This is a genomic window from Paenibacillus sp. NPDC056722 (assembly GCF_042790635.1).
GTDB lineage: Bacteria > Bacillota > Bacilli > Paenibacillales > Paenibacillaceae > Paenibacillus_AQ > Paenibacillus_AQ agri.
Genome location: NZ_JBHTYV010000013.1, coordinates 27,417 through 52,787 on the forward strand (window position 1 = coordinate 27,417; position 25,371 = coordinate 52,787).

The following is a 25,371-nucleotide window of genomic DNA, read 5'->3' on the forward strand; positions in this document are numbered from 1 at the left end:
ACTAACCCCGTAACCCCGTAACCCCGTAACCCCGTAACCCCGTAACCCCGTAACCCCGTAACCCCGTAACCCCGTAACCCCGTAACCCCGTAACCCCGTAACCCCCGTAACCCCCAGTAACCCAGTAACCCAGCAATCCTCCCTGCCCGATTTACGTCTTCGTAACCGTGAGAAATAACTTCACCTCATCAATTAAGAGCATTTTTGTACCTTAATTTTCTTAAAAACAGGCAAATGAAGGAAATAAGAGCAATATTGTACCTTATTTTTGGGAAAGTGCCCTGAAAAGCCGATTTTGAAAGATTTAACATACAAAAATGCACTTAATTTCCATTGTCCTTTGGTTGCAGAGTATTTAAGGTACAAAAATGCACTTAATTATACTTCGAAAACCCAATCGAAAACCCAATCAAAAACCCAATCAAAAACCCAATCGAAACCCACTATTCTCCAAAATATCATCCTGATTGCATAAAACTCTCATTTTCTAGGCTTTGCTTTTAATGTGTTCTTTAAGTTAAGGCATTATAGTGAGGGGGTTAATCGTTGTTTTTACGATTTATTTTATAATAACGGTTTACAAATCGTAATTATTACGATATTATCGTAAAAGTTAAACGTAATAATTACGATTATTTCGGTTCGATTATGTCGATTCGATTAGTTAATTCGATTACGTTAATCAATTATGTCGGCCGCATTACATTGATTCAGAAAAGCAATTCAGAGGGGAAGTTGCACTACCATGATTTTGTCATCTATGCAGAATGTCGTGTTCGGCTACGGGAATGAGCCTGTGATCGACCATATTTCGCTAGACATTCATAGCGGAGAGTTCATTGGGATTACCGGGCCGAATGGTGCGGCCAAGACGACGCTGCTTAAATTAATGCTTGGTCTGCTTCGTCCCTGGAGCGGCACGGTGACGCTGAATAAAGAAGGGGGCGGGAACGGGAGCTTGACTATCGGTTATGTTCCTCAGCAGGTAGCCTCCTTCAATGCCGGGTTTCCGAGCAAGGTGATCGAACTGGTCCGTTCGGGCTGTTACCCACGATTGGGCCTGTTCCGGCGATTCACTGCTGAGCAGGAAGACATTGTGAAGCGCAGTCTGGAACAGGTGGACATGTGGGAGTATCGGAACCGCCGGATCGGCGAGCTGTCCGGAGGGCAGAAGCAGCGGATCTGCATCGCCCGCGCACTGGCCCAGGAACCGCAGGTTCTGGTACTTGATGAGCCGGCTACCGGTATGGATTTGGAGAGCCGCATAGGTCTGTACCGGCTCATGCGCCATTATGTCAGCAAGCACGGACGGACGGTGATCATGGTTACGCACGGTCTGGAAGAGACGAGTCCTTACCTGGACACTGTCATCAGCTTGGAGCGAAAGGAGAATGAGGGCTGGAAATGCTTGGTTACGAATTCATGCAGCGCGCATTTTGGGCCGGAGGTCTGATAGGCATCATCGGTCCGCTGCTCGGTGTTTACCTGATGCTCCGTCGTCAGGTGCTGATGGCAGACACGCTATCACATGTCTCCCTGGCGGGAGTTGCCCTAGGCTCAGTGTTACACCTTAATCCGGCGCTTAGCGGCTTTGCCGTGGCCGTCATTGGCGGCCTTGTCATTGAGCAGCTCCGCCGCTCATACCGTACATACAGCGAGCTTCCGGTGGCCATTATTATGACCTCAGGTCTGGCGCTGGCAGTTGTACTAATGAGCCTGAAGCAGAATTTGAGCAAGAGCTTCAGCTCTTATCTCTTCGGGTCCATTGTGGCCGTTAGTGACACTCAGCTGCGCATTATTGCAGTGGTGGCGGCTGTGGGCCTTGTATTCTTCATCGTGCTGCGCAGGCCGCTCTATAACCTGACTTTTGATGAAGAGACCGCGGCTATTGGCGGTGTGCATGTCGGATTGTTGTCCTTCTCCTTTGCGGTGCTGACAGGAATGACTGTGGCTGCAGCAATGCCAGTGGTCGGCGTTCTGCTGGTCTCTGCACTGATCGTGCTTCCAGCTTCCATCGCTCTCAGAATTGCCTCCGGTTTTACCGCTGCGATTATAATTGCGATCGGTACAGGGTTGATCGGTGTTTTCAGCGGTCTGACGGCTTCCTATTATGTCAACACTCCGCCCGGTGGCACGATTGCACTGATTTTGCTGGTCTTCCTTCTAATGGCTATTGCTATACAGAAGCTGATCCGGCGCCGGAATAGAAAAAAGCATTCATAGTTCATAACAATCTTTGTTCAAGAAAAGGAGTCCACGTTCATTATGAAATTTAGTATCCGTCATCTAGCTGTTCTATCTCTGTCCTCTCTGTTGATTGCTGCGGGCTGCGGCAATAACAACGCATCTACTAACACAGGGTCCTCTACTAATACATCAGCCACAGCTACAGCTGAAGCGCCTACTGCGCCTGCATCCCATAAGCTGAACATTAAGGTCAGCTTCTATCCGATGTATGAGTTCACGAAAAATATTACAGGTGATCTCGCCGATGTAGAAGCCCTCATCCCGCCTGGTATTGAGCCGCATGACTGGGAGCCAACGGCACAGGATATGGCCCAAATCACTAAGGCCGATGTGCTGGTCTATAACGGTGCGGGCATGGAGAACTGGGTGGATCAGGTGCTGGACAGTGCTTCTGGCAGCAAGCTAGTAGCCGTCGAGGCCAGCAAGGGGCTTGATATTATGGAGGGGGCTGAAGAGGAAGAAGATGAGCATGAACATTCCCATGAGCATGCCCATGAGGAAGGAGAAGATCATCATCATGATCATGGCGGGCTAGATCCTCACGTCTGGCTCGACCCAGCTTTGGCGGTCAAAGAAGTGCGGAACATTGAAGCGGCGCTGGCAGCTGCTGCCCCGGAGCACGCGGAAGCTTTTAAAGCCAATGCCGATGCCTATATCTCCAAGCTGGAAGCCTTGGACCAGGAATTCAGGGAAGCTACCAAAGAGGTCAAGCGCAAGGACTTCATTACCCAGCATGCGGCCTTCGGTTATCTTGCTAAGGAATATGGCCTAACCCAGGTGCCGATTGCCGGACTGTCCCCTGAAGAAGAGCCTTCTGCGGCGAAAATGGCCGAGATCGTGGAATTTGCCAAAACGCATAACGTGAAGACGATCTTTTTTGAAACCTTAGTGTCCTCTAGTGTAGCTGATACCATTGCTAAAGAAATTGGTGCTAAAACTGCGGTGCTGAATCCGATTGAAGGTCTAACTGAAGAGGACCGCAGCCATAATCTCGATTATCTGGGCATCATGCGCCAGAACCTGGAAGCGTTGAAAATAGCACTGAACGAATAAGGAAGATAAACAACCATTGAAAGGGTGAACGATACATGGCGAAAAAATCGAAAGTAGTTAAAGAGTTGAAGCGACAGGAAATCGTGGCTAAATACGCGGAGAAACGAAGAGAGCTGAAGGCTAAAGGTGATTATCTGGGCCTGCAAAAGCTGCCGCGCGATTCCTCTGCCACCCGCCTCAAGAACAGATGTGAAGTCTCCGGCAGACCGCGAGGTTATTTGAGCAAATTCAAAGTCTCACGGATTGTCTTCCGCGAACTGGCGCTGAAGGGCCAGATCCCCGGCATAACGAAATCCAGCTGGTAATATGCTGTTACCATTGAAATCAAGGTATATTCTTATCAGAAATGGCGGTTCCCTGAAGGGGGATGCGCCTTTTTGCTATGGTTTGGAGGAAGTGTGAATTATATAATAGAAGAAACATGTTTGCATGTCATATTCAGGAGGCGTTCAAGTTTGAGCTATACCGATACGTTCATCCGTGTTGCCGAAGATTGTCCTGTGGAGACCGGGATTCCTCCCGTATCTTCCCGTCCGCTGCCGCCAGCGCATGTAATCCAGTAGGGGCTTCTCTCCAGTGAGCCCTATACCTATACTCATGAGGAGCTGCTTTATGAGGTGCACGTACGTCATAAACAGGTTCCTTTGGAAGATCGCACAGATCGTCGTGAAGAGATTTGGAAGGAGCTGTTTTCAAAAAAACACCCATGTCTGCGAGCCTCCATGCTTCCTAAGAAATACGGCTGGGGCGTCCATTTCAACAGCGGGGGCAAAATCGCAATCTACGGAAAGGAATCTCCTGAATATGACGATTTCATCTCCGGCGGGCAGGGTGTGAAGTTACTTCTAGCCATGCGCAGCAAACGTTCTTCGGTACGCACTTAAAATGAAGCTAAGCACGAACTTATGAACGAACATGAATACGAAGCTATCAAGAACAATCAACATTCTATATAGAACACTTTTAAAAAAACATAGCCAAGAAAAAAGAGGGCTTATATTAATAAGTGTAATTAACGGCATTTTTGTACCTTAAATCCTCTGCAGCTAAGGGTTATTGGAGATTAAGTGCAATATTGTACCTTAAATCTTCCAGAATACCCCGTCCAGCGTGCTTTTTCGGAAAATAAGATACAATAATGACCTTAATTACTTTATTTTCCTATAATGAAGAAAAATAAGGTGCAAAAATGCTGTTAGTTGGGGAAATGGTCTCTTTTTTCCACTGTTAAGACGACTGGTGAAGGGGAATATACCGCTTCTAGTGGCTGAAATCTGTCGACAGTCTATGTTATGGAGGAGTGCTAGCTTCCTGTGGATGTGGAGAGCTTCCAGGTGAACGCTTTGCCCTTACAGAGCTCCAAATTTCCCGTTCTTTCATCTTCGCTCTTTGTTAATTTCTTTTGTTCGGCCTATATTTGGCTTATATTCGGCTTATATATGAAAATAAAAACAGGGCAGTCGCCGGCCACTACATAGCGGTCAGATACTGCCCTGTTTTCTGTCATTCAACTTCTGTCATTCAACTATACGTACTTCCCTTGACCTGGCACGGCCAATTCCTTGAAGTAACGGCACAGGTGAGCTATCTGCTGAGAGAGGTCTATGCCATGCATAGGAGCTCCATGTCCACTCAGCACGATCTGCGGGTCCAGCAGACCCAGTTGACGGACCGACTTCTCGGCGTCTTCCCAGTCTGTAGTGAAATAAGCAGGGGGGCCATGGACCTCCTGATCCTGTTTGATCACGTGAAACGCAGACTCTTGCTTAACAGTCAGAAAAGCATCTCCGGCGATCAGGACCTTGTCCTTGTCTCGGAACAGGGAGATATGTCCCGGACTATGGCCGGGACTGTGTACCCATCTCCATTCGCGGGTACCGGGAATGCTACCATCCGCCGGCAATGGAACCACACGGGTTCCAAGGTCAATGCCGCGGTAAGGATACAGCGGTGCAGCCATGGACATGAGGCCACCTCCAACGGCGGGATCGGCAGGGGGATAGTCCTCTTTTCCCGTCAGATAAGGAAGCTCCAGCGAGTGTGCATAGACCGGAACATCCCATACGTCTAGCAGCTCCGTGAGGCCCCCAACATGATCGAAATGCCCATGCGTCAAAATAATGGCGCGCGGGGGCTTGCCGAAGCGTTCCATGGCGGTATTGTGAACACTCCCGGCATACATACCAAGGCCTGTATCCACCAGTATCCAGTCCGATGGGTTAAGCTCTATAAAAGCAACATTCACAAACAATGTACGGAGTCCAATAACCCCGGGAGCTACTTCCCAAAGCTCCGTGTGCCCGGAAGCCAGCATACCGCTAAAGTTCATAGTGCGCCTCCTGATTCTTTTTTTCGAGTTAGAGCCGGTGCTTTGCCTTAGCATTGCCCTAATGTATCCAAAATAAAGAGAGAACGGCAAAAAAACCTTTCATTGTTCATGCAGGGCATGACAAGAAAGGTCCTGAGTTATTGGTTGTGTCCTTGCCTATGTAAACGGGTTGCTTATTCCGGTTCACAATCGGCGAATAAAATATTCCGGGGAATCCGGAAGAACGCTTCCGCCTTCTCCTGCAGGGCCGGGCTAGGCAGATGACTGAAATGCAGCCATTTGCGGAACGTGCCGGGATGGACACCAATCCAGATGCTGACGTCTGTGACGGAAAGATCATAGACCATGCAAAGTCCGGTCAGAATCGTGTTGCTGGAAGGGGAATGGGACGACGTTCGTTTCATGTACCGGGAAGGTGTTGGCTGGCATAGAATCGGACTTTGCCGCAGCAGAGCTTCGTTGAACAGGACATGGGGCGGATACCCTAGAAAACGGCAGACCTTCTCTAAGTTTTTGCGGGAAGGAATACGGCCTTCGTATACCCAAGCGCTAACGCTGCGCGAAGAAACGGGAAGCTCTTCCGCTAGACGTGACAGCTTGATGTCTTTAGCCATCAGGATGGCGAGCAGGACCCGGTTGCGGATCTGGCTGCGCTGGGGACGACGGAATCTTTTCACCCGAACGCCTTGTCCAAGATATTTGCGGTTGATCAGAGACCACGCCTGGATATTATGAGAGTCTGGTTGATTATTAGGCATACTTCCTCCGATGTTTAAGTTAGCTCCGAAACGCTTGGATTACATTGAAATATCACCCGTGCCGGAGGCTATAAGAGTAGTAAAAAATGCAGTGAATTGAATGACATACATTTAGCTGTTGAACAGGCCATGCATCGCAGTCCCGCCAAATAATTCCGCTTATGGAATGAACCATAGTGATTCAGCTTCTGGAGAGCTTTTTTAGTCTTCTATGACTTTAACATTTCAATAATGGTTTCGTCTAGATGAAATGAGGGCATGGAACTTTTTGACTTGATTCCTCTTATCATGACCTCTTTGCTTTCGGAACCACGGGTCTTATGATATATTTTTAATATTCAACGAACAATTAATAGAGACAGGGAGCGAATAGCATGATCAAGCATATTGTGTTTTTTAAATTGAAAGACCGGTCGGCAGAAAGTGTGGAGGCAACAGCTGTCGTACTACGGAATATGGAAGGAAAAATCCCACAGCTACTTTCAATTGAGGTCGGCACCGATATCATTCATTCCGAACGCTCCTTTGATCTGGCGCTTGTAACGACTGTGGCTTCTCTTGAGGATTTGCAAGCCTATCAAGTTCATCCGGCGCACAAAGAGGTTATTGCCTATATCAATGAGGTAAAAGAACTGTCCATAGCTGTAGATTACGAGCTGTAAGATTAGCAGGTCTGTAAGTGTAACGTAAACTACAATCTACCGGAAAGCGGTGAAGGCATGCGTGAGCTGGAATATCCGATGGAAGCGTTAACTTATTTGGTTGTATTTCTTGCGGCCTGCTTTATTATGTTCTTCTGGCTGAAACGCCGCGGCCGGCGAAGCAAGTAGAATACTTGGGGCGTATGATCTGTGGAAAGACTCCGAAAGGAGTTTTTCTTTTTAAAATGAATCAATTTCATAATGCGGATTTCAATCCGAATAGGTACTTGACTATAACCGATATGGAGGGCTTGCTGTGTATTATGTCAACCGAAAACAGATCGAAACCATTCTGGGGCAGATTCCCGATATTAACTTCGGCCTGCGCACGGCTGCGGATTCCTGGGACGGAGGAACACTGCTTGGTCTTGTACAGGAACGCAGTCTTCACCTGGCCATCGAGGTCGTCACAGATGTCGGAAGCTGCTTGATTGACGGATTTATTATGCGCGATGCAGGAAGCTATGAAGATATCATTTCTATTATCCATGAGGAAAAGGTATTCGGTGAAGACGGGTTGTTCGACACGCTGATCCGGTTGGTTGGGCTGCGTAAACCGCTGGTTCAAGATTATTTTGCTTGGGAACGCAGTGAACTGCACCCGCTGACGCAAGAATTGCCTCAGGCGCTTGAACGTTTCGCAGCAGAGGTTCACCAGTATTTGGACCAGGAACTGGGAGCCGAAGTATTGAAGTGAAAAAAAGTTGAGCCAGTCAGTCACAGGACGAACTCCCTCTGCTTATGATAAAGCAGAAATAGGCACTTGCCCGGTAGGGCGGGGAGGAGGAGAAGCCATGGACGGCTGGCTGGCTGCGGTTCTGGTGACTGGGATAGGTATTCTGGCCACTGCTGCCTTGCTATTGACCGTATCTGTCATGAAGACCTTGGTTGCGCTGCGTGAGACGGTGAGCCAACTTGCGCTTGTCGGCACCTCACTTGCTGCTGACACTGCGGAGACTCTGCAGCGTACAGCGGCTACAGCGGAGACTGCCGAAGCAAGACTAAGGGAATTGGAGCCGCTTGCGTCAGGGCTGGCTTGCGTCGGAGAATCTTTGAACGAGGCTGGGGAACAGTTGAAGACGCTCAGCCGCAAGACAGCAGCTTCTGCGAACCATGCACTGGAGCGGGCCCGGGAGCGTAATGAGCCAGGACTGGATCATGCTCTGCGTGCACTAGATGCGGGTCTGACCCTCTGGACAGCCTGGAACAAGCGCAAGTAGCCCGGACATGTCTTGTTCGGAACCGGAGGACATCTTAAATTAAAAGGAGAGATCACGCGATGAAAAAAGATTCGAAAAACTTGCTGTGGGGTATTGTTGCAGGAAGTGTCATCGGTTCGGTAACCGCCCTGCTCTTTGCCCCTAAGCCAGGGAAAGAGCTGCGGAAGGATATTGCTGATGGCGCATCGGCTACCCTGGAGAAGAGTAAAGAACTGGCTACACAGGTAGGCGATAAAAGTACGGAATTGTACGGAAAAGCAAAAGATGCAGTAGGCAATGTGGTGCACGAGGTACGGGAATGGAGTAAACAGTATACCGAAGCGGATGAAGAGGAGAAACTTGCGGTCAGCGAAAGTATTACTGTTATTGAGGATACTAAAGAAGCTGCAGATGCTGTCGGTGGTGTAGATGCCGCAGACGCAATAATTGCTGAAGAAGCAGTAGAAGCAGTAGAAGCAGTAGAAGCAGTAGAAGCAGTAGAAGTTGAAGAGGCTGTAATCACGGCTGTTGTTGCCGATGAAGTTGCCGCAGCTTCAGAGACAGACAGTGTTGCTACAGAGGCTGAAGCTGTCTCCAAGGACGGTAGTGAGTCCACCGTTACCAATGAAACCGGAAACAACGAAGTGGTATAACTAAAGACGGCTTAATAACCTACAGATAGTCTGGAATCAAAAGGTTTTTATCTTTAAGCAGAGCCGGTTTCCGCAGGGGGCGGAGAGCGGCTTTTCTGTGTCCGTAGCACGCAGGAATGATCGATTACTTCGATAAACTGTCTTGAACTACAGCGGGAAAAGGAGTAATATCTGCAATTAGGGTAACAGATAGGTACCTTTTGTTTTCGCCTTACATAAGCTACACAAAACAAGTAGAAGGAAGCGGTGTGTTCGTGCAGCAAGCTATTGCAATATTGGATTCAGGTGTGGGAGGATTGACGGTTGCCAAGGAAGTGATGAGACAGCTCCCAAGGGAGAAAATCATTTATTTCGGAGACACTGCCAGAGCCCCGTACGGACCCCGTTCGACCGAGCAAGTGAAGTTGTTCACCGAGCAAATCGTGGACTATTTGATTCAATTCAATCCTAAAATGATCGTCATCGCCTGTAACACAGCCACGGCGGCGGCACTTGATTATATCTCGGCCAAAGTTACCATTCCAGTGATCGGTGTCATTCATCCGGGTGCCCGGGCAGCGATCAGTGTCACCAAGAGCGGTCAGGTCGGTGTAATCGGTACCGTTGGAACGATCGGAAGCGGAGCGTACACGGCTGCGTTGCAGCAGTTGTCTCCGTATGTACAGGTAGTCAGCCAAGCATGCCCGACTCTGGTCCCGCTTGTGGAGCAGGGGATGTTCCGTTCGGATGAAAGCCAGGAGGTTGTGGGCCAGGCGCTGGAAGGCATTAGGCACAGTAATATTGATACTTTGATTCTAGGCTGCACTCATTATCCTTTTTTAGTGGAACCTATCGGACGGACCATGGGAGCGGGCGTCAAGCTGATCAGCTCAGCAGATGAGACGGCCCGGGAAGTTAGCACCATTCTATATGACAAAGGCAAGCTGGCCAGTGGAGACGAGAGTCCCATCCACCAATTTTTTTGCAGCGGGGATGCAGAGATGTTTCAGAAAATCGCCCGTGACTGGCTTGGAGAGCAGATCAAGCGCACACCGGTCGTATGGCAGGTGTCCACGCTGTAGTTATGTTTGCTGCAGTTTGGAACAGGGACAACCTTCAGGATTCCTTAATCGGTCGACAACTAAAAACGGGTATCGCCTACTTGGGGTGATACCCGTTTTTTCATATCGTGTACCGAAAGCGGCTACACGAAGTTTCCTGGTGTCCTCATGTGGGACAGCTGGGGCTGCATACAATAAAGCAGAGGGCTGTGTCCCGCTGTGATCCAGGCCACGCGCCAGGTGAACTCCTTCAGCGGGCAACGGCAAATGATGGCCGAGAGGATGAGGCATATGCAGCAATACATTGCACGCAGGGGAGATACCGTAAGCCGAATTGCCGCCATGCATGGACTAACGCCGGAACATGTCATTCAAGGTAACCCGTGGGCATCCAGGCAGCCATATTTGTATCCCGGACAGATTCTGTTTCTCCCCTCCGCGCCCCGCAGAAGGTATGCGGTACAGGATGAGGATCATGAAGAGAAAATATCTACTTTGTTCGGAGTCAGCCCGGAGGCGCTGGAGCAGTTGAATCCCGGCTTCCTATCCGGGCGCTGTTGTATTCCAGGCAAAGTATTGGTGATTCCTGCACCGGAACCGCAGCGCATTGTCTACCTGCGGGGAGAGTACGGCCCAACCGAGGTAGGGGCAGATATTGACCGATTGGTGGAGCGTTATCCCTTCATCATGAAGGAGACGATCGGCAGCAGTGTGCTGGGCAAGCCTCTGCATCTACTCCGGCTCGGAGCAGGGCCGCGCCATCTGCATGTCAATGCGGCACTGCATGCTAATGAATGGTTGACCTCGCCCTGCCTGATGGCATTTCTGGAGGAATATGCGGCCGCTTATGCCGAAGGCCGGCAGTGGAACGGCCACCGTCCCGCCGAGTGGTTCAAAGACTGGACGATATGGGCGGTACCTATGGCTAATCCGGACGGGGTTGAATTGGTACAAGAGGGGGTCTTACCAGGCCATCCTTATTATGATCAGCTGATGGAATGGAATGGCGGACGGCGCAGCTTCCGCCATTGGAAGGCCAACATCCGGGGGGTGGATCTAGGCGATCAGTTTCCGGCCCACTGGGAAGAGGAGGCGGCGCGCCGGGGTACCTTGGGTCCGGGGCCACGCGACTATGGTGGCAGCGCCCCGCTCAGCGAGCCTGAAGCCGCGGCGCTGGTGACAGTAGCAGAGCAGGTGCCAGGGCATGCTGCGGTGTCACTCCACAGCCAGGGGGCGGAGATCTACTGGAACTACCGGGGCTATGAGCCCCCGGACAGCAAGGCTCTCGCAGCTAAGCTGGCTGCAGCCAGCGGTTATCGGGCGGTGCATTTGACGGGCAGTGATGCTGGCTACAAGGACTGGTTCATCCAGCGATTCCGCCGGCCGGGCTTTACGGTGGAACTGGGCATCGGCAAGAATCCGCTGCCGCTGAGTGATTTTGAGGATATGGCACTGGAAACCGGGCTGATTCTGGGAAGTATTTTGTCAGATGTGAAATCATACTGAAACATTTTCAGTAATTTTGAGTAATATATGTTGTAGGGTATGGCCGCTGTTCAAACTACCTGCGGCTGTATCCTTTTTATATGGGATTTGGACAACATGGAGGGACATCCGATGAAATGGAGAAGATGGTTTTCGCTTAAGATGTGGTCCCAGATCTTCCGTGCTTCCTGGCGATACATTGTATCTTCTCAGGTCACATTGGGGGATAAGCTGTTATTTACGATTCCCGTGCTGTTGTATTGGGTGCTACCGGATGTTATGCCATTTGTGCCTATCGATGATATCGGGGTAACGATGCTGCTGGCCGGCTGGTTCGTATCCAGAATGGATCGTAAATATCCTGAACTCCGGTAACGGAAGATGAATGTACAGATTATTTTAGCGTCCGGAAGACGTGTCTATTTTGTCAATATGGTTGCTTTTAGCAGCTTAGTTCCTTTAAAATAGATTATTGAGTATTTAAACTATAGATGCTGGGAGATGGATTGCAGATGAACGTCAAAATTACCCGCAATGCGGCTAAAGTCATAAAGAAGCAGATTGAGCTGGAAGGCAACAGTGAACTGAAACTGCGCGTTGCGATTACGCATGCCCATGGCGACCATGCCCACTACGGCCTGGATTTGGACACGCCTAAAGAAAATGATGTTGTGGTTTCTACAGACAAGGAAATTGACGTGATTCTGGAAGCAGGACAGCCGCTACTTGACGGCGTTAAGATTGACTATCTGTATTTCCCGGAAGAAGGCTTTGTCATCACTAATCCGTCTAAAGGAAATCACGGCGATCACTAAGCATTCGCCCCGGATTTTCAGACATAAAGAAGGGTTGCTCCATGGCTAACGATATACGAGTATGCGACAAGTGTAATTTTACCAGTCTCAAAAGCATTGTGCCTAAGCTGCAGAAGATGGCGCCAGATGCCGAGATAAAGATCGGCTGCAAGTCCTACTGCGGACCTTGCGGCAAACGGGCATTCGTCTTTATTAACGGACGCTATATCAGCGCTCCGACAGAAGATGAAGTGCTGAAGAAAGTGGAAACTTTCGTCAAGCGGCCCGTTGCCCAGCAATAATAATATGACGCACATCCGGCCGCCGCTGCATTTTGCAGGGCGGTTTTTGTGAAAATATAAGAGTGTATATGTTTTACGCTATAAATCATCCTTATACTTCTCGTTGAAACGGATACCGCCTCTTGGAGGGCGGCAAAGCCGTTTCTACTTGAGTGAGGTTATGATGCTATAATAGCAGCGTTGTTAGAAATCCGACTATTTCAGAGGGGTGAAGACAGGTATGAAGCATATTACCGATGTAACGATATTAAACAATGGAATAGCGATGCCTTGGTTTGGACTGGGAACGTACAAGGCGGAGGGGGAAGAGGTCGCCAAGGCGGTGACGGCAGCGCTGGAGCTGGGTTACCGGAGCATTGACACTGCGGCGATCTATGGAAATGAGGAAGAAGTCGGACGAGCCATTGCGTCAAGCGGCGTATCGCGTGACAGTCTTTTTGTAACGACAAAGGTATGGAACACAGATCAGGGCTACGATACTACACTGAAAGCCTTTGATCTAAGCAGTCGCAAGCTGGGGTTGGATGTTATTGATCTCTATCTGATACACTGGCCGGGCCAAGATAAATATAAAGATACATGGCGTGCGCTGGAACGGCTCTACGAGGAAGGGCGGGTACGTGCGATCGGGGTAAGCAATTTTCAGATTCACCATCTGCAGGAATTGATGAAAGAGAGCTCAATTGTACCTGCTGTTAATCAGGTGGAACTGCATCCTCGCTTCATACAGAAGGAACTGCATGATTTCTGCAAGCTTCACCAGATACAGATCGAAGCCTGGGCGCCGTTGATGAAAGGCAGACTTCAGGACAATGAACTGCTCGCGGAGATTGCGGCAAGACATGGGAAAACAGTGCCGCAGGTGATTTTGCGCTGGGGTCTGCAGAATGAAATCATCATTATTCCTAAGTCGGTGACGGTTTCCAGAATTAAGGAAAATAGTGAGATCTTCGATTTTGAATTGTCCCGGGAAGAACTGAACGCGATTACTGGGTTGAATGCGGACGAGCGAATCGGAACGAACCCGGATAAGCTCTTTTTCTAGATCGATTCTACAGAAACAAGTATAAACAAACAGCCTTAATACGTGTGATTCACAAGCCTTTAAGGCTGTTTTATTGCGGTGCAGAGAATGCAGGAAAGTGAGCAGAACCATTAAAAAACGGACATTCTCCTTGGCAGGAGAGTGTCCGTTGCTCGTTATTTACTGTGGCTTGCGCGGCGGTAATGGGCCTAGATATTGATAATACTGGCATTCAATGCGCCCGTTATAAAGCTTGCGGCGTTTATCGGCTTTACGGCCGTAATATTGCTCGAATTCTTTGTAAGGGCTGATGGCGAAGAAGGACCAGGTTGGCAGATAGACCATCATCTCGCCGAATTGGCGAGTCAGTTTCTCTACTTCCTTATCACTGCTTATCCGTTCACCGTAAGGCGGGTTGGTGATAATACAGCCGTACTCTCCGTGAGGTCTGACCTTTGCGGCAGCCTGAACGGTAAAAGTAATCTCACCGGACAGTCCCGCACTCTTGGCCGCAGCTTCGGCAATCTCAATAGCCTCAGGATCAATATCGCTACCGAACAGCTGCAGCGGGTAATCATCACGCACTGCGTCGAAGGCTTCCTCGCGGGCTTCTTCCCAGAGGGACTTCGGAATGACCGGCCAATGCTCGGAAGGGAAAGAGCGGCGTAGGCCCGGGGCGATGTTCCAAGCGATCATCGCGGCTTCAATCAGAATGGTACCGGAACCGCAGCACGGATCATATAGCGGACGACTGCCGTTCCAGCGGCTGAGCTGCAGCAGCGCTGCCGCCATCGTCTCCTTGATCGGAGCTTCGGTAGCATGTCTGCGGTAGCCACGCTTATGTAGCGCTGGTCCTGTCGTATCCAACGTGATTAAAGCGATATCGTTCAGCAGAATCACTTCAATGACGTAACGTGGTCCATTCTCCGGGAACCAATCCGTCTCGTACGACTGCTTCATTTTCTCAACAATCGCTTTCTTGACGATACCCTGGCAAGCAGGGACACTTGTCAGCTGTGATTTATGGGAACGGCCTTCCACAGGGAATTCTCCATGTTCAGGAATCCAGTCGGCCCAAGGCAGTGCCTTGACGCCTTCGAACAACTGATCGAAGGTGGACGCCGGGAACTGCCCCATCTTGACCAGAACACGGTCGGAGGTGCGTAGCCACAAATTGCAGCGGCAGATGTCGATGTAATCTCCGCTGAAGAGGACTCGTCCGTTCTCGATTGTGGTCTCATAGCCCAGTTGGTTCAGTTCGCGGGCCACGACGGCCTCCAGGCCCATCGGTGCCGTAGCGATTAATTGTAATTTGCTCAAAAAGGTCTCAACTCCATTTAACTTGTAGATAAATACATAAAGCCAGTACAATCAAGTATAGGGGAATGCGCGGCAGTTCACAATGACCGTCACTCCGTAAAAAATAAACAATACACTTACCGGACTCTCTTAAGGAGATATCGGCAAGTCGATCAAAGGAGATTATACATGCTTAATCAGGAAGAATACAGTGAACAGCTATATACAGAAGATCAATTGCTGCTGGATGTCAAAACAGCGATCGTCGCCGCAGGGATGCCGGAGGTTTCCATTGCTCCAGGTTACGGACGGCTGCTTGGTATGCTCGTTAGCCTCTCCCGATCATCGCGGATTCTGGAGATCGGCGCACTTGGCGGTTACAGCGGGATCTGCCTATCCCGCGGACTGGCGCCTGGCGGCAAGCTGACTTCGCTGGAACTGAAAGCCGAATACGCCGAACTGGCGCGTGGTCATCTGGAGCAGGCCGGTTTTGGGGCCGAAGCTGTAGAGTACAGAGTGGGCCCGGCCCTTGACAGCCTCAAGCAGCTCGAAGCCGAGGGTGCCTCATTCGATTTCTTTTTCATAGATGCCGATAAGGAGAATTACCCGAACTATCTGGAATATGCCATCCGGCTGGCACAGCCGGGAGCAATTATTGCCGGGGATAACATCTTCCTGCGCGGTCGTACGCTGAACACCGAGAAGAACGGACCTGCCGTGCAGGCTATGCGTCGTTTCAATGAAATGATCGCCAGTGATGACCGGCTGACCAGCACACTGCTGCCTGCTTACGACGGGTTGGCCCTGGCAGTCGTTAAATAGCGTCAACGGAACAGCCGCGGGGTGGTATGTTTATACAGCCTTATTCGTACCCAGAACATATTGATCAGAAGCAGACTGCCTGAAATGATGAAGAGTCCCTCGATCCCGATATATCCGGAGAGGAAGCCGCCGATCATGGCGCCGAGCATATTGCCAAGGGCTAGAGTGCTGCTGTTGAAGCCAAAGGCGCGGCTTTCCTTGCCGTCAGGTGTGTAAGTACGGATAAGAGCGTTGACACTGGGTAGCAGTCCACCCATGAACACACCCATCAGGAAGCGGATGATGATTAACTGCCAAACAGTCGTTACAAAAGCCTGCGGGATCAGGAATACAGCGGCTCCGATTAGGGCATAAGTTAGAATGCGGTGTGCCCCAATTTTGTCGCTTAGCTTGCCTAGGACGGGAGACGCCAGCATATTCGAGACGCCAGTGACCGCACTGACCATGCCGGCCCAAAAGGCGATGTTGACGGCAGATCCATTCAGCTTCTCTACATACAAAGGCAGCAGCGTCATGGGACTGATCATGGCGAATTGCAGCAGGAACGTAATACCGAACAAGGCGGGCAATTGAGGAACCTTCGTAAGCTCCTTCAAGCCAGCCAGTACTGAAATCTGCGGTACATGTGCGGCTTCCTGCCGGTCGAACTTTTCTTTAACAAGGAAGAGTGCCAGTAATGAGGCGATAAAGAGCAATGCGCCTACGACATAAAAAATCGGGCGGAACCCAATCCAGTCTGCCAGCAAACCACCGATCAGCGGCCCCAAAATAGTACCTGCCACCGAACCGGACTGCATGAGGCCCATCGCAAAGCCCATGCGGTTCTTCGGCGTTGTGCCGGAGACGAGGGCGATGGAGGCGGGATTGAATCCGGAAATCGTACCGTTCAACAGGCGCAGTAGCAGCAGCTGCATCGGGGTCTGGGCAAAGCCCATTAGCACGATGACAATCGCCATACCGAAGCTGGAGCGCAGCAGCATGATTTTGCGTCCGTATTTGTCGGCCAGCTTGCCCCACAGGGGCTGAAACAGAAACGAGGTCAGGAAATTGGCGGCAAAAATAAGGCCGGCCCAGATTCCGATCGAATGCTCGCCCTGCACGCCAAGATCCTTGGCAAGGTACAGTGTCAGAAATGGTGTGATCATTGTCATCCCGGCGTTGACCAGGAATTGTCCAAACCAAAGCACCATGAGATTGACTTTCCAAGTCTCCCAATTCTTCAAAGTGCTTCACTTCCTTTCAGGGAAATCATAGGAATAAAAATTCACGAAAAATTGACATTCTATCAGTATATCACATTTTTCGACATCTCCGGTGCAACACTTGTCATAGTAATGTCATAGGATTGTCATTCTGCAGGGGGTGTGGCGGTTGTTACATCCCTGCAAAAAGGGCATAATAGGTAATATGTGAATTTTAGATTTTATTAAATCTTATGGAGATATTATCATGACCTACAATGATACTTTTATCCGTGCCTGCAGGAAGCAGAACACGGAACACGTTCCCGTATGGTACATGCGGCAGGCCGGTCGTTATGATCCCGACTACCGTAAAATCAAGGAGAAATACTCGCTCCTCGAGATCTGCAGACAGCCCGAGCTGGCCGCGGAAGTAACCATGATGCCTGTGAAGAAGCTGGGCGTGGACGCAGCGATTTTATATTCGGATATTATGAATCCTGTGGCTTCCATCGGGGTGGACTTTGACATTGTCAAAAACATCGGGCCAGTGATCGAGAATCCGATCCGCAGCGCAGCTGATGTGGACAAGCTGAAGCCGATCGACATTGAGGGCGACCTGAGCCACATTTTGGAAACGATCTCTATTTTGGAGAAGGAACTGGATGTGCCGCTGATCACGTTTGCTGGCGCACCCTTTACGATTGCGAGTTATTTAATTGAAGGTAGACCGTCGAAGAGCTATATCCGTACTAAAGAGATGATGTACAGTGAGCCCCAGGTATGGGAAAAGCTGATGAACAAACTGGGCGATATGGTCATTGCTTATTTGCGCAGTCATGTCCGTAGCGGTGGCAAGGCGTTCCAGTTGTTTGACAGCTGGGTAGGCTCCTTGGCGCCTCGGGATTTCGAGATCTATGTGCTGCCGACGATTCAGCGCATTTTTGCCGAGTTATCTGATCTGGACGTACCGAAAATTTATTTCCCGGGCGTGAGCTCGGGTGAATTGCTGCCAAGCCTGCAGGGACTTCAAGCAGATGTAATCGGCCTGGACTGGCGGGTAAGTCTGACCGAAGGACGGCGTAGACTCGGCGGCAAGTTCGCAGTACAGGGCAATCTGGACCCTTATTTGCTGACGGCGCCAATGGATCTGCTCAAGGAGCGGGCCAAAGACCTGATTGATGAAGGTGTGCTGGAGCCGGGTTATGTATTCAACCTGGGTCATGGCTTATTCCCCGAGGCTTCACTGGACAAGCTAAGGGAATTGACAGAATATATTCACGAGTATTCGGCCGGTGTATTGGCGGGAGCTGGCAAATAACGTTCCCGAACAACCGGATCTAAAACTTACTAAAGGGGATGGAAAACGTGACAACAAAAATTGGTGTTTTAGTCATGTCGTACGGCACTCCTGAAAGCCTGGATAATGTAGAAGCTTACTATACGCATATTCGTCGCGGCAATGCGCCGTCAGCAGAACAGCTCAAAGAACTGAAGGATCGTTATGAAGCGATTGTCGGTGGTGTATTTCCACTGAGAGAGAACACGGACCGTCAGGTTGAGGCGTTGGAGGCCAAGTTGAATGAGGATAAAGGCGGGCGTGATCTGGAATTCGTCTGTTACCAGGGTTTGAAGCATGCCCGTCCGTTTATTGAGGATGGCGTGGAAGCGATGGCGAAGGCAGGCATTACACAAGCTGTAGGGATTGTGCTGGCGCCCCACTATTCGGTTATGAGTGTAGGTACCTATATCAAGCGGGCACAGGCTAAGGCTGAGGAATGCGGCGTTAACATGTCGTTCGTCGAGAGTTACCATATGCATCCTGAACTTATAGATGTGCTGAGCCGGAGAGTGACAGCCAAGATGGATCAGTATGTGGAAGCGGGGGCGGCACGTGACGAGATCCGTGTTCTGTTCAGCGCTCATAGCTTGCCGGAACGCATCCTGGCCATGGGTGATCCGTATGTTGACCAGTTGATGGAGACATCCAAGGCCATCGCGGACAAAGCAGGTGTGGCTTCATGGCAATTCACATGGCAAAGTGCAGGGCGCACGGCTGAGCCTTGGCTGGGCCCGGATATCCTTGACACATTACGCGATCTCAGCAAGGAACAGGTGGAATACGTGCTGTCTGCACCAATCGGTTTCGTGTCTGATCATTTGGAGGTCTTGTATGACCTTGATATCGAAGCAACGGCAATCGCTGCCGAGCTGGATATGCGTTTTACGCGGACTGAATCGCTGAACAGCGATCCGGCTTACATGTCTGTTCTGAGCGATGTCGTATTAAGCCAGGTGAACCAGATGAAGGTGACCCAGCCATGACCGCTTCCCCCAGGAAGATCGTCATTATCGGCGGAGGCCTGAGCGGCCTCAGCGCCGCTTTTTATGTGCGCAAGTTCTATAAAGAGACTGGGGTAATCCCCGATATCGTATTGATCGAAAAGGATAAGACGTTAGGCGGCAAGATTGAGACCTTGCACCGGGATGGCTTCGTCATCGAGAAAGGCCCGGATTCCTTCCTGGCCCGCAAAACGGCGATGAGCGATCTGGCAAAGGAACTGGAGCTTGACCATGAACTGGTTACCACCAATCCCAATGCCAAGAAAACCTACATCTTGCAACGTGGCAAGCTTCATCCAATGCCGGCGGGCCTGGTGCTCGGTATTCCTACAGAGATTGGACCGTTTCTGAAAAGCGGGCTCGTATCCTTCAGCGGTAAGGCTCGGGCAATGATGGACTTTATCCTCCCGCCAAAGCGCAGCAAAGAGGATGAATCCCTTGGGTCGCTAATTGAGCGCCGGCTTGGAACAGAGGTCCTGGAGAACATGACCGAGCCACTGCTTGCCGGGATTTATGCGGGGGACATGCGCAAGATCAGCCTGCAGGCGACCTTTCCGCAGTTCGGCGATGTGGAGCGGCAGTACGGCAGCCTGATTCGCGGGATGACCACTGGGCGCAAGCCGGCTGAGACGCATACCGGAACTAAGAAAAGTGCCTTTTTGACCTTCACCAAGGGACTACAGAGCCTCGTGCACGGATTGATTCATGAACTGCATGATGTGGAGCAGCGCACAGAAGTTGCAGCAGCTTCCATTAAAGTACATAGTGGGTCTGATCGTACTCACCGCTATGAAATTGTGTTAGATAACGGTGAGAGTTTGCAAGCGGATGATATATACGTAACGACGCAAAATTTTGCCGCTGCAGAACTGCTGCGTCCGCATGTCGATGTATCAGCACTGGATGCAGTGAACTATGTCTCCGTGGCAAATGTGGTCATGGCATTCAATAAGCAAGATACAGTCGGCGAGTATGATGGTTCCGGCTTTCTCGTTCCGCGTAAGGAAGGTCGTAACATTACGGCGTGTACCTGGACTTCGTCCAAATGGCTGCATACCAGCCCTGATGACAAGGTTCTGCTGCGGTGTTACGTAGGACGTTCCGGTGATGAACAGAATGTGGAACTGCCCGACGACGCATTGGCAGAACTGGTGCGCAAGGATTTGCGTGAGATCATGGGCATTACCGCGAAGCCTCTGTTTACGGAAATCACCCGTCTGCGGCATTCGATGCCACAGTACCCGGTAGGCCATCCAGCCGCGATTGCCCGGCTCCGTAGCGAAATGGCCGAGAGCCTTCCGGGGGTGTATGCTTTCGGCGCCGGATATGACGGCATTGGCATGCCGGACTGCATCAAGCAGGCCAAGCTTCTGGCCGAAGCCGCTGCGGGTGCCTTGAAGGAATAGTTGGTTTCTTTATTTGTTATTTTATAAGTTCTATATAAATATAGAACTTAGGAACGGTGGGGCGTACTTCTAACGCCTCACCGTTTTTTTGAACATTAATTAAGGTCCTATTAAATGTAATTGGCAATTCTACCATTTGCGGGGACAAGCACGTGATATGATATAATAGAAACAATTTTAAACACAAAGGAGAACCATTGTACCCATGTATTCGCCGCGATCAAGCTCCAGACGCAAAGACAAACCGAACAGACGTCGTCGTAGAACGATCTGGGCTTGGATTAATGTAAGTTTACTATTGATGATCACCGCCTTATTGACTTATGGTTTTACCAGCGAACATGGTTATAGATCTTCCTTTCCGCCTCCAGTGGCACAGGCTACGGACTCCCCTTCCCCGGATCCGGCGGTGCAGGAGAGTGACCCGCCTACCTCGGCGAACAATGAAGACGAAGCGGCAGTCACACCCGAAGTTACGGCAATACCAGAAGCAACGCCAACACCTGAAATAACAGCAACACCTGAGGCAACAGTAGTGCCAACGGCCACACCTCTACCGAGCAGCCCCCCGGAAGACGATGGAGTTACCGGGAATAACAAGGGTACGGCTGAAGGGCAGACTTCTGCAGGGGATAGTTCCTCACCTACTGACACCGGAGGGAAGAACGGAACGGGCAGTAAGACCCCTTCTGATAGCAAGACGGGAGATGTGCAGGGCATAGACAGTAATTTCATCGCAGGGCTGCCTGAAGGCCTGGCAGGGGAACGTACGGTTAAGCTGAGCTTTGCCGGGGATGTTATCTTCTCCGGCAAAGCTGGAGAACTGCTCAAGCAGAAAGGTTATGATTATTCGTATTCCGCGCTTGGCGGCATGTTCAAGAAGGATGATCTTACCGTGGTGAACCTGGAGACGCCGATCACGACCCGGGGAGTTGGCGCTCAGAATAAACAATTTGTGTTTAAGGGCGCGCCCGAGGCTCTGGACGCTCTCAAGGCAGCTGGCATTGACGCTGTGAACCTCGCTAACAACCATACCCTGGATCAGGGACAGGAAGGCCTTAGAGATACAATGACTCACCTGGGTAAGAGAGGCATTCCCTATGTCGGAGCAGGCCTCAATAGCAAGGAGGCTTATAGCGCGCAATATTTTGAACGCAATGGAATCAAGATTGCGCTGCTGGGATTCACACGAGTCATGCCAGTTATGGATTGGAAGGCGGGACCGAATACTCCGGGTGTTGCCTCCGTTTATGACAGTGCAGAAGGACTGCAAGCGATTGCCGCTGCCAAGAAAAAGGCGGACCTGGTGGTTGTGGTTGTGCACTGGGGTAAGGAACGTGTAGATCAGTACGACAGTGTTCAGCAGAAGCTGGGCCACAGTTTTATAGATGCAGGGGCGGATCTCGTCATTGGCGGACATCCCCATGTGCTGCAGGGCATAGAGCCTTATAAAGGCAAATGGATCGCCTACAGCACGGGTAATTTTATTTTCACCAAAGGCTCTATCCCCACTACCTGGGAGACAGCGGTTTTTCAGGCTGAGTGTACTATCAAAGGGCAATGCTCGATGCAACTCAAACCGATGGATGCTGAGCTGGCCCGCCCTGTCCCAATGAATGATGTGGCAGGAGGTATTCTCCTGAAGCGAATCGAGTCCTTGTCTTCCGGTCTTGTGCGGATTGGTGCTGACGGCAAAGTGACTCAGAAGGCAAAATAATAAAGGTTAAGCGCGGAACTGGAAAAATTGCATAAATAGCAGCCGCTTGAGAAGCGAATGGTCAGAGGGGGAATGGGATGAAGAACCCTTGTGTGGCACACCGGGGATTTTCCGGTAAGGCGCCGGAGAATACAATGGCCGCTGTTCGGATGGCGCTAGAGCTCCCCTTTGTGCGCTGGATGGAGATTGATGTTCAGCTATCACGGGACGGCGTGCCGGTGGTCATTCATGATTACACGCTGGATCGGACCACCAACGGGCACGGCAAGGTCAGGGAGATGAACTGGGAGGGGATTCGTCGGCTGGATGCCGGCGGCTGGAAAGGAAGGGCTTTTCGTGGCGAGAAAGTGCCTTCGCTGGATGAAGTGCTGGCGTTGGTATCTGGCAAGCTACGCCTCAATATTGAGCTCAAAACCGTAAACGATATGTACCCCGGTCTCGAGCAGGCGGTCATCGATCAGGTTAACGCCCGCAATATGCGCGATGAGGTTGTCCTGACTTCGTTTGATCATGGGGCATTGCAGAGAATCAAGGCGCTGAACCCCCGTTTCAGAACGGGGCTGATCTATGATTCCAGATCGGGTGACCCGGTTTCGAAGTTGCAGGAGCTGCAATGTTCCTTCCTTTCAATCCGCTTTTCACGACTGAACCCGCTTATGGCCAGCCTGCTGGCGGAGCAAGGCATCAAGGTAATGGCCTGGACAGTGAATAAAGCACGGGAGATGCGTCGCTTGGCGGCCATGCATTCTGATATAATGATTTGTACGAACCGTCCTGATTTATGGGGCGATACGTTCATTGGAAAGTAATGAATTTAACAATCAACAGGAAAGAGAGCTGAATCTATCCATGTGCGCGGCTATAAATAATCTGTATTGTGTTGGACGAAATTACTTGCTGCATGCAGAAGAACTGGGCAACAAGGTCCCGGCTGAGCCGCTGATCTTCCTGAAGCCCTCTCATGCGGCAGTCCCCCTTGATAAAGCCATTATCCAGCTTCCGAAGGATGCCGGTCAGATTCATTTTGAAGGCGAGCTTGTCCTGCGGATCGCGCGTGATTATGTGCCGGGAATGAGTGTGGAGGAACTGGTGGATGTGATGGCATTGGGACTGGACTTCACGTTGCGTGATGTGCAGAATGACCTGAAGAAGAAAGGTCTGCCGTGGACTGCAGCCAAGGGCTTCAAGAATTCGGCTCCATTGACCCCGTATATTGCTTTTCCCGACCAGGATGAGCTGGAGGCTACGGATTTTGTGATTTTGAAAAATGGTGCGGAAGTGCAGCGCGGCAACGTGAAGGATATGATTTTCTCCCTCCAGAAAATCGTTGACTTTATTGCTTCCCGCTACGGGCTGGGCAAAAATGATCTAATCTTCACCGGAACCCCTGCGGGTGTAGGACCAGCAGTCACTGGTGATTCCTTCGAATTATATTGGGGAGAAAGGCTGCTTGGTACCTGCCTGATCGGCTAGTGCGGGAAGCAACCCTATAGTGGCAGGAGTTGAAATCATGCAGCTTTTAATCGGGGCCTGTGGTGCTCTGCTGGTCGCGGGAGCCGCGTATTGGAGACAGTCGCTAAGCTTCTCGGGTATGCTGGCGGCAGTGCTGATGGGCACGATTTATTTTGGAGCAGGCAACGTCTTCTGGTTTGGCGTTCTGCTGTTATTCTTTATTACCTCAAGTCTGTTGTCCAAGCTTAAGCACGATAACAAGGCAGAGCTGGAAGAAACGTATGCCAAGACGGGCCGCCGCGATGCCGGACAGGTATTCGCCAATGGCGGGATCGGTATGCTGGTTGTGCTGCTGAATGCCTTGTATCCGCTGGAACTGTGGAGCTTTCTGTTCATCGGCGTAATGGCTACCGTAACCTCAGATACTTGGGCTACAGAGATTGGCACGCTTAGCAAGAAGCAGCCACGCTCCGTGCTCACGGGCAAAGTGCTGCCTGCAGGTGCCTCTGGCGGAGTGTCGCCCTTGGGAACACTGGCGGCTGGTGCCGGGGGTGTCCTGATCGGTGCGGGCTCATGGCTGCTTCAGAAGGGTGCCGGAATGGCAGATCAGGCTTTCTGGGCACTGGTGCTAGCCGGGCTGTTAGGCGGGCTTGCAGGTGCTTTTGCCGACTCGTTCCTCGGTGCAACCGTACAGCAAATGAATCGCTGCACAGTCTGCGGCCGTGAGGTAGAGAGTCCGCAGCACTGCGGCGTTCCTGCCGTACACGCCCGTGGTTGGCGCTGGATGACCAATGATGCAGTTAATGCTATCAGCTCGGCGGTTGGCGGGATCGTGGCTCTGCTGGTTGGACTGGCCTGGTGAATATACAGTAAGGGGGTGGACTGCCTGGGCAGCGCATCCAATGATAAACATACGTCCATTCTCGATGCTGCTTACGGACTTTTTGGCTCCGCCGGTTTCTACGAGACGAAGATGTCGCAGGTAGCGGAGCAGGCGGGAATTGCCAAAGGAACGATATATCTCTATTTCAAGAGCAAGGAAGAGCTATTCATGGCTGTCACACAGCGTGACTGCGAAGGCTTTCTGGAGCAATTGGAAGAGAGGCTGGGTACCGAGAACAACCTGAGCGGCAAGCTGGCGGTTATAGCGGATCATCACTTGTTCTATTATTATGACCGCAAGCAGCACACGAAACTGTTCTTTCGGGCGCCTAACAATAACCCTGAGCTCGTGGCTTACATGGCTCAATTCATGGAGCAGTACAAGCAGGCAGTCATGAAGGTGCTACTGGAAGGTGGAGCTACGGAGCCGGAGTTAATGGCGCAGTCCTACATTGGCATGCTGGACAGACTTAAGATGGACATTCTGTTCCAGCCGGATTTCACGGCTGACGATGCCCGCAAGCGGTCGCGATTTGCCGCGAGTCTGTTCATTAACGGGGCGATGAACGCTTTACATATACCAGAAGCAGAAGCACCACCGGGCTGAGAGGCGTTGGGAGTGTACCCGCTGGAAATTACGAAGCGCCAGAAGATAAGGCCGTCCGGGTTCCGGGCGGTTTTCTC

At 50.9% G+C, this 25,371-nt stretch carries 27 protein-coding genes and 1 pseudogene; 24 read left to right on the top strand and 4 right to left on the bottom strand.

Annotated elements, in window-relative coordinates; genetic code table 11:
- The first annotated feature begins 745 nt into the window (after positions 1-745).
- From ACFRAM_RS23535 to ACFRAM_RS23555, 5 genes and pseudogenes are all read left to right on the top strand, one after another.
- A complete protein-coding gene (locus ACFRAM_RS23535) occupies positions 746-1,453 on the top strand; it encodes a metal ABC transporter ATP-binding protein (RefSeq protein WP_379468661.1) in 708 nt (235 codons plus the stop codon).
- Positions 1,399-2,223: a metal ABC transporter permease gene (locus ACFRAM_RS23540; protein ID WP_379468878.1), complete on the top strand. Its 825-nt coding sequence runs from the start codon at positions 1,399-1,401 to the stop codon at positions 2,221-2,223. Before ACFRAM_RS23535 ends, ACFRAM_RS23540 begins: the two co-directional genes overlap by 55 nt.
- Before the next feature lie 42 nt (positions 2,224-2,265).
- On the top strand, positions 2,266-3,300 hold the full coding sequence (locus ACFRAM_RS23545; protein ID WP_379468664.1) for a metal ABC transporter substrate-binding protein: 1,035 nt from the start codon (positions 2,266-2,268) through the stop codon (positions 3,298-3,300).
- Between the two features lie 35 nt (positions 3,301-3,335).
- Positions 3,336-3,605: a 30S ribosomal protein S14 gene (gene rpsN, locus ACFRAM_RS23550; RefSeq protein ID WP_066371979.1), complete on the top strand. Its 270-nt coding sequence runs from the start codon at positions 3,336-3,338 to the stop codon at positions 3,603-3,605.
- A 276-nt stretch (positions 3,606-3,881) separates the two neighbouring features.
- Positions 3,882-4,184 (top strand): annotated as a pseudogene (locus ACFRAM_RS23555) (DUF6157 family protein); the annotation flags it as partial.
- 641 nt (positions 4,185-4,825) lie between these two features.
- Here the strand turns inward: ACFRAM_RS23555 and ACFRAM_RS23560 are convergent.
- A complete protein-coding gene (locus ACFRAM_RS23560; RefSeq protein ID WP_379468666.1) occupies positions 4,826-5,629 on the bottom strand; it encodes an MBL fold metallo-hydrolase in 804 nt (267 codons plus the stop codon).
- 173 nt (positions 5,630-5,802) lie between these two features.
- Positions 5,803-6,387 (bottom strand): helix-turn-helix domain-containing protein, encoded by a 585-nt coding sequence (locus tag ACFRAM_RS23565; protein WP_175374321.1) that lies wholly within the window; start codon positions 6,385-6,387, stop codon positions 5,803-5,805.
- 374 nt (positions 6,388-6,761) lie between these two features.
- On the opposite strand from ACFRAM_RS23565, the gene ACFRAM_RS23570 reads away from it, so the two are divergent.
- The 10 genes from ACFRAM_RS23570 to ACFRAM_RS23615 all read left to right on the top strand — a co-directional run bounded on the left by ACFRAM_RS23570 (position 6,762) and on the right by ACFRAM_RS23615 (position 13,606).
- The gene (locus tag ACFRAM_RS23570) at positions 6,762-7,049 is read left to right on the top strand and encodes a Dabb family protein (RefSeq protein ID WP_379468669.1); all 288 of its coding nucleotides are present in this window, start codon (positions 6,762-6,764) and stop codon (positions 7,047-7,049) included.
- A gap of 295 nt (positions 7,050-7,344) precedes the next feature.
- Positions 7,345-7,785, top strand: a complete 441-nt coding sequence (locus tag ACFRAM_RS23575) for a DUF86 domain-containing protein (RefSeq protein ID WP_175374322.1) — start codon at positions 7,345-7,347, stop codon at positions 7,783-7,785.
- A gap of 97 nt (positions 7,786-7,882) precedes the next feature.
- The gene (locus ACFRAM_RS23580) at positions 7,883-8,308 is read left to right on the top strand and encodes a hypothetical protein (protein WP_175374323.1); all 426 of its coding nucleotides are present in this window, start codon (positions 7,883-7,885) and stop codon (positions 8,306-8,308) included.
- Between the two features lie 59 nt (positions 8,309-8,367).
- Complete coding sequence (locus tag ACFRAM_RS23585; RefSeq protein ID WP_379468672.1) at positions 8,368-8,940, top strand: YtxH domain-containing protein; 573 nt, start codon at positions 8,368-8,370, stop codon at positions 8,938-8,940.
- A 254-nt stretch (positions 8,941-9,194) separates the two neighbouring features.
- On the top strand, positions 9,195-10,001 hold the full coding sequence (gene racE / locus ACFRAM_RS23590) for a glutamate racemase (protein ID WP_379468674.1): 807 nt from the start codon (positions 9,195-9,197) through the stop codon (positions 9,999-10,001).
- A gap of 270 nt (positions 10,002-10,271) precedes the next feature.
- Positions 10,272-11,486, top strand: a complete 1,215-nt coding sequence (locus tag ACFRAM_RS23595) for a M14 family zinc carboxypeptidase (protein WP_379468676.1) — start codon at positions 10,272-10,274, stop codon at positions 11,484-11,486.
- 111 nt (positions 11,487-11,597) lie between these two features.
- Positions 11,598-11,840, top strand: coding sequence for a hypothetical protein (locus ACFRAM_RS23600; protein WP_379468678.1), 243 nt, complete (start codon positions 11,598-11,600; stop codon positions 11,838-11,840).
- Positions 11,841-11,977: 137 nt separating this feature from the next.
- Positions 11,978-12,280: a HesB/IscA family protein gene (locus ACFRAM_RS23605; protein ID WP_175374328.1), complete on the top strand. Its 303-nt coding sequence runs from the start codon at positions 11,978-11,980 to the stop codon at positions 12,278-12,280.
- 41 nt (positions 12,281-12,321) lie between these two features.
- A complete protein-coding gene (locus ACFRAM_RS23610; protein ID WP_379468681.1) occupies positions 12,322-12,561 on the top strand; it encodes a YuzB family protein in 240 nt (79 codons plus the stop codon).
- 220 nt (positions 12,562-12,781) lie between these two features.
- Positions 12,782-13,606, top strand: coding sequence for an aldo/keto reductase (locus tag ACFRAM_RS23615; RefSeq protein ID WP_379468683.1), 825 nt, complete (start codon positions 12,782-12,784; stop codon positions 13,604-13,606).
- A 159-nt stretch (positions 13,607-13,765) separates the two neighbouring features.
- On the opposite strand, the gene ACFRAM_RS23620 is transcribed toward ACFRAM_RS23615, so the two are convergent.
- A complete protein-coding gene (locus ACFRAM_RS23620; RefSeq protein ID WP_175374330.1) occupies positions 13,766-14,905 on the bottom strand; it encodes a THUMP domain-containing class I SAM-dependent RNA methyltransferase in 1,140 nt (379 codons plus the stop codon).
- A gap of 168 nt (positions 14,906-15,073) precedes the next feature.
- Here ACFRAM_RS23620 and ACFRAM_RS23625 point away from each other — a divergent pair, with 168 nt between their 5' ends.
- Positions 15,074-15,706, top strand: a complete 633-nt coding sequence (locus ACFRAM_RS23625; protein ID WP_379468686.1) for an O-methyltransferase — start codon at positions 15,074-15,076, stop codon at positions 15,704-15,706.
- A 2-nt stretch (positions 15,707-15,708) separates the two neighbouring features.
- On the opposite strand, the gene ACFRAM_RS23630 is transcribed toward ACFRAM_RS23625, so the two are convergent.
- On the bottom strand, positions 15,709-16,929 hold the full coding sequence (locus tag ACFRAM_RS23630) for an MFS transporter (RefSeq protein ID WP_379468688.1): 1,221 nt from the start codon (positions 16,927-16,929) through the stop codon (positions 15,709-15,711).
- Between the two features lie 226 nt (positions 16,930-17,155).
- Between ACFRAM_RS23630 and hemE the strand changes: the two genes are divergently transcribed.
- From hemE to ACFRAM_RS23670, 8 genes are all read left to right on the top strand, one after another.
- On the top strand, positions 17,156-18,208 hold the full coding sequence (gene hemE / locus ACFRAM_RS23635) for a uroporphyrinogen decarboxylase (protein ID WP_379468690.1): 1,053 nt from the start codon (positions 17,156-17,158) through the stop codon (positions 18,206-18,208).
- Positions 18,209-18,255: 47 nt separating this feature from the next.
- Complete coding sequence (hemH, locus tag ACFRAM_RS23640) at positions 18,256-19,212, top strand: ferrochelatase (RefSeq protein WP_175374334.1); 957 nt, start codon at positions 18,256-18,258, stop codon at positions 19,210-19,212.
- Positions 19,209-20,636, top strand: a complete 1,428-nt coding sequence (hemG, locus tag ACFRAM_RS23645) for a protoporphyrinogen oxidase (RefSeq protein ID WP_379468693.1) — start codon at positions 19,209-19,211, stop codon at positions 20,634-20,636. The genes hemH and hemG overlap by 4 nt, the downstream gene beginning before the upstream one ends.
- Positions 20,637-20,841: 205 nt before the next feature.
- Positions 20,842-22,353: a CapA family protein gene (locus tag ACFRAM_RS23650; RefSeq protein WP_379468695.1), complete on the top strand. Its 1,512-nt coding sequence runs from the start codon at positions 20,842-20,844 to the stop codon at positions 22,351-22,353.
- A 77-nt stretch (positions 22,354-22,430) separates the two neighbouring features.
- A complete protein-coding gene (locus ACFRAM_RS23655; protein ID WP_379468697.1) occupies positions 22,431-23,162 on the top strand; it encodes a glycerophosphodiester phosphodiesterase in 732 nt (243 codons plus the stop codon).
- Between the two features lie 40 nt (positions 23,163-23,202).
- Positions 23,203-23,826: a fumarylacetoacetate hydrolase family protein gene (locus ACFRAM_RS23660; RefSeq protein ID WP_379468880.1), complete on the top strand. Its 624-nt coding sequence runs from the start codon at positions 23,203-23,205 to the stop codon at positions 23,824-23,826.
- A 37-nt stretch (positions 23,827-23,863) separates the two neighbouring features.
- A complete protein-coding gene (locus ACFRAM_RS23665) occupies positions 23,864-24,667 on the top strand; it encodes a DUF92 domain-containing protein (RefSeq protein WP_379468699.1) in 804 nt (267 codons plus the stop codon).
- Between the two features lie 15 nt (positions 24,668-24,682).
- Positions 24,683-25,294 (top strand): TetR/AcrR family transcriptional regulator, encoded by a 612-nt coding sequence (locus tag ACFRAM_RS23670; RefSeq protein WP_379468701.1) that lies wholly within the window; start codon positions 24,683-24,685, stop codon positions 25,292-25,294.
- Positions 25,295-25,371: the final 77 nt, after the last annotated feature.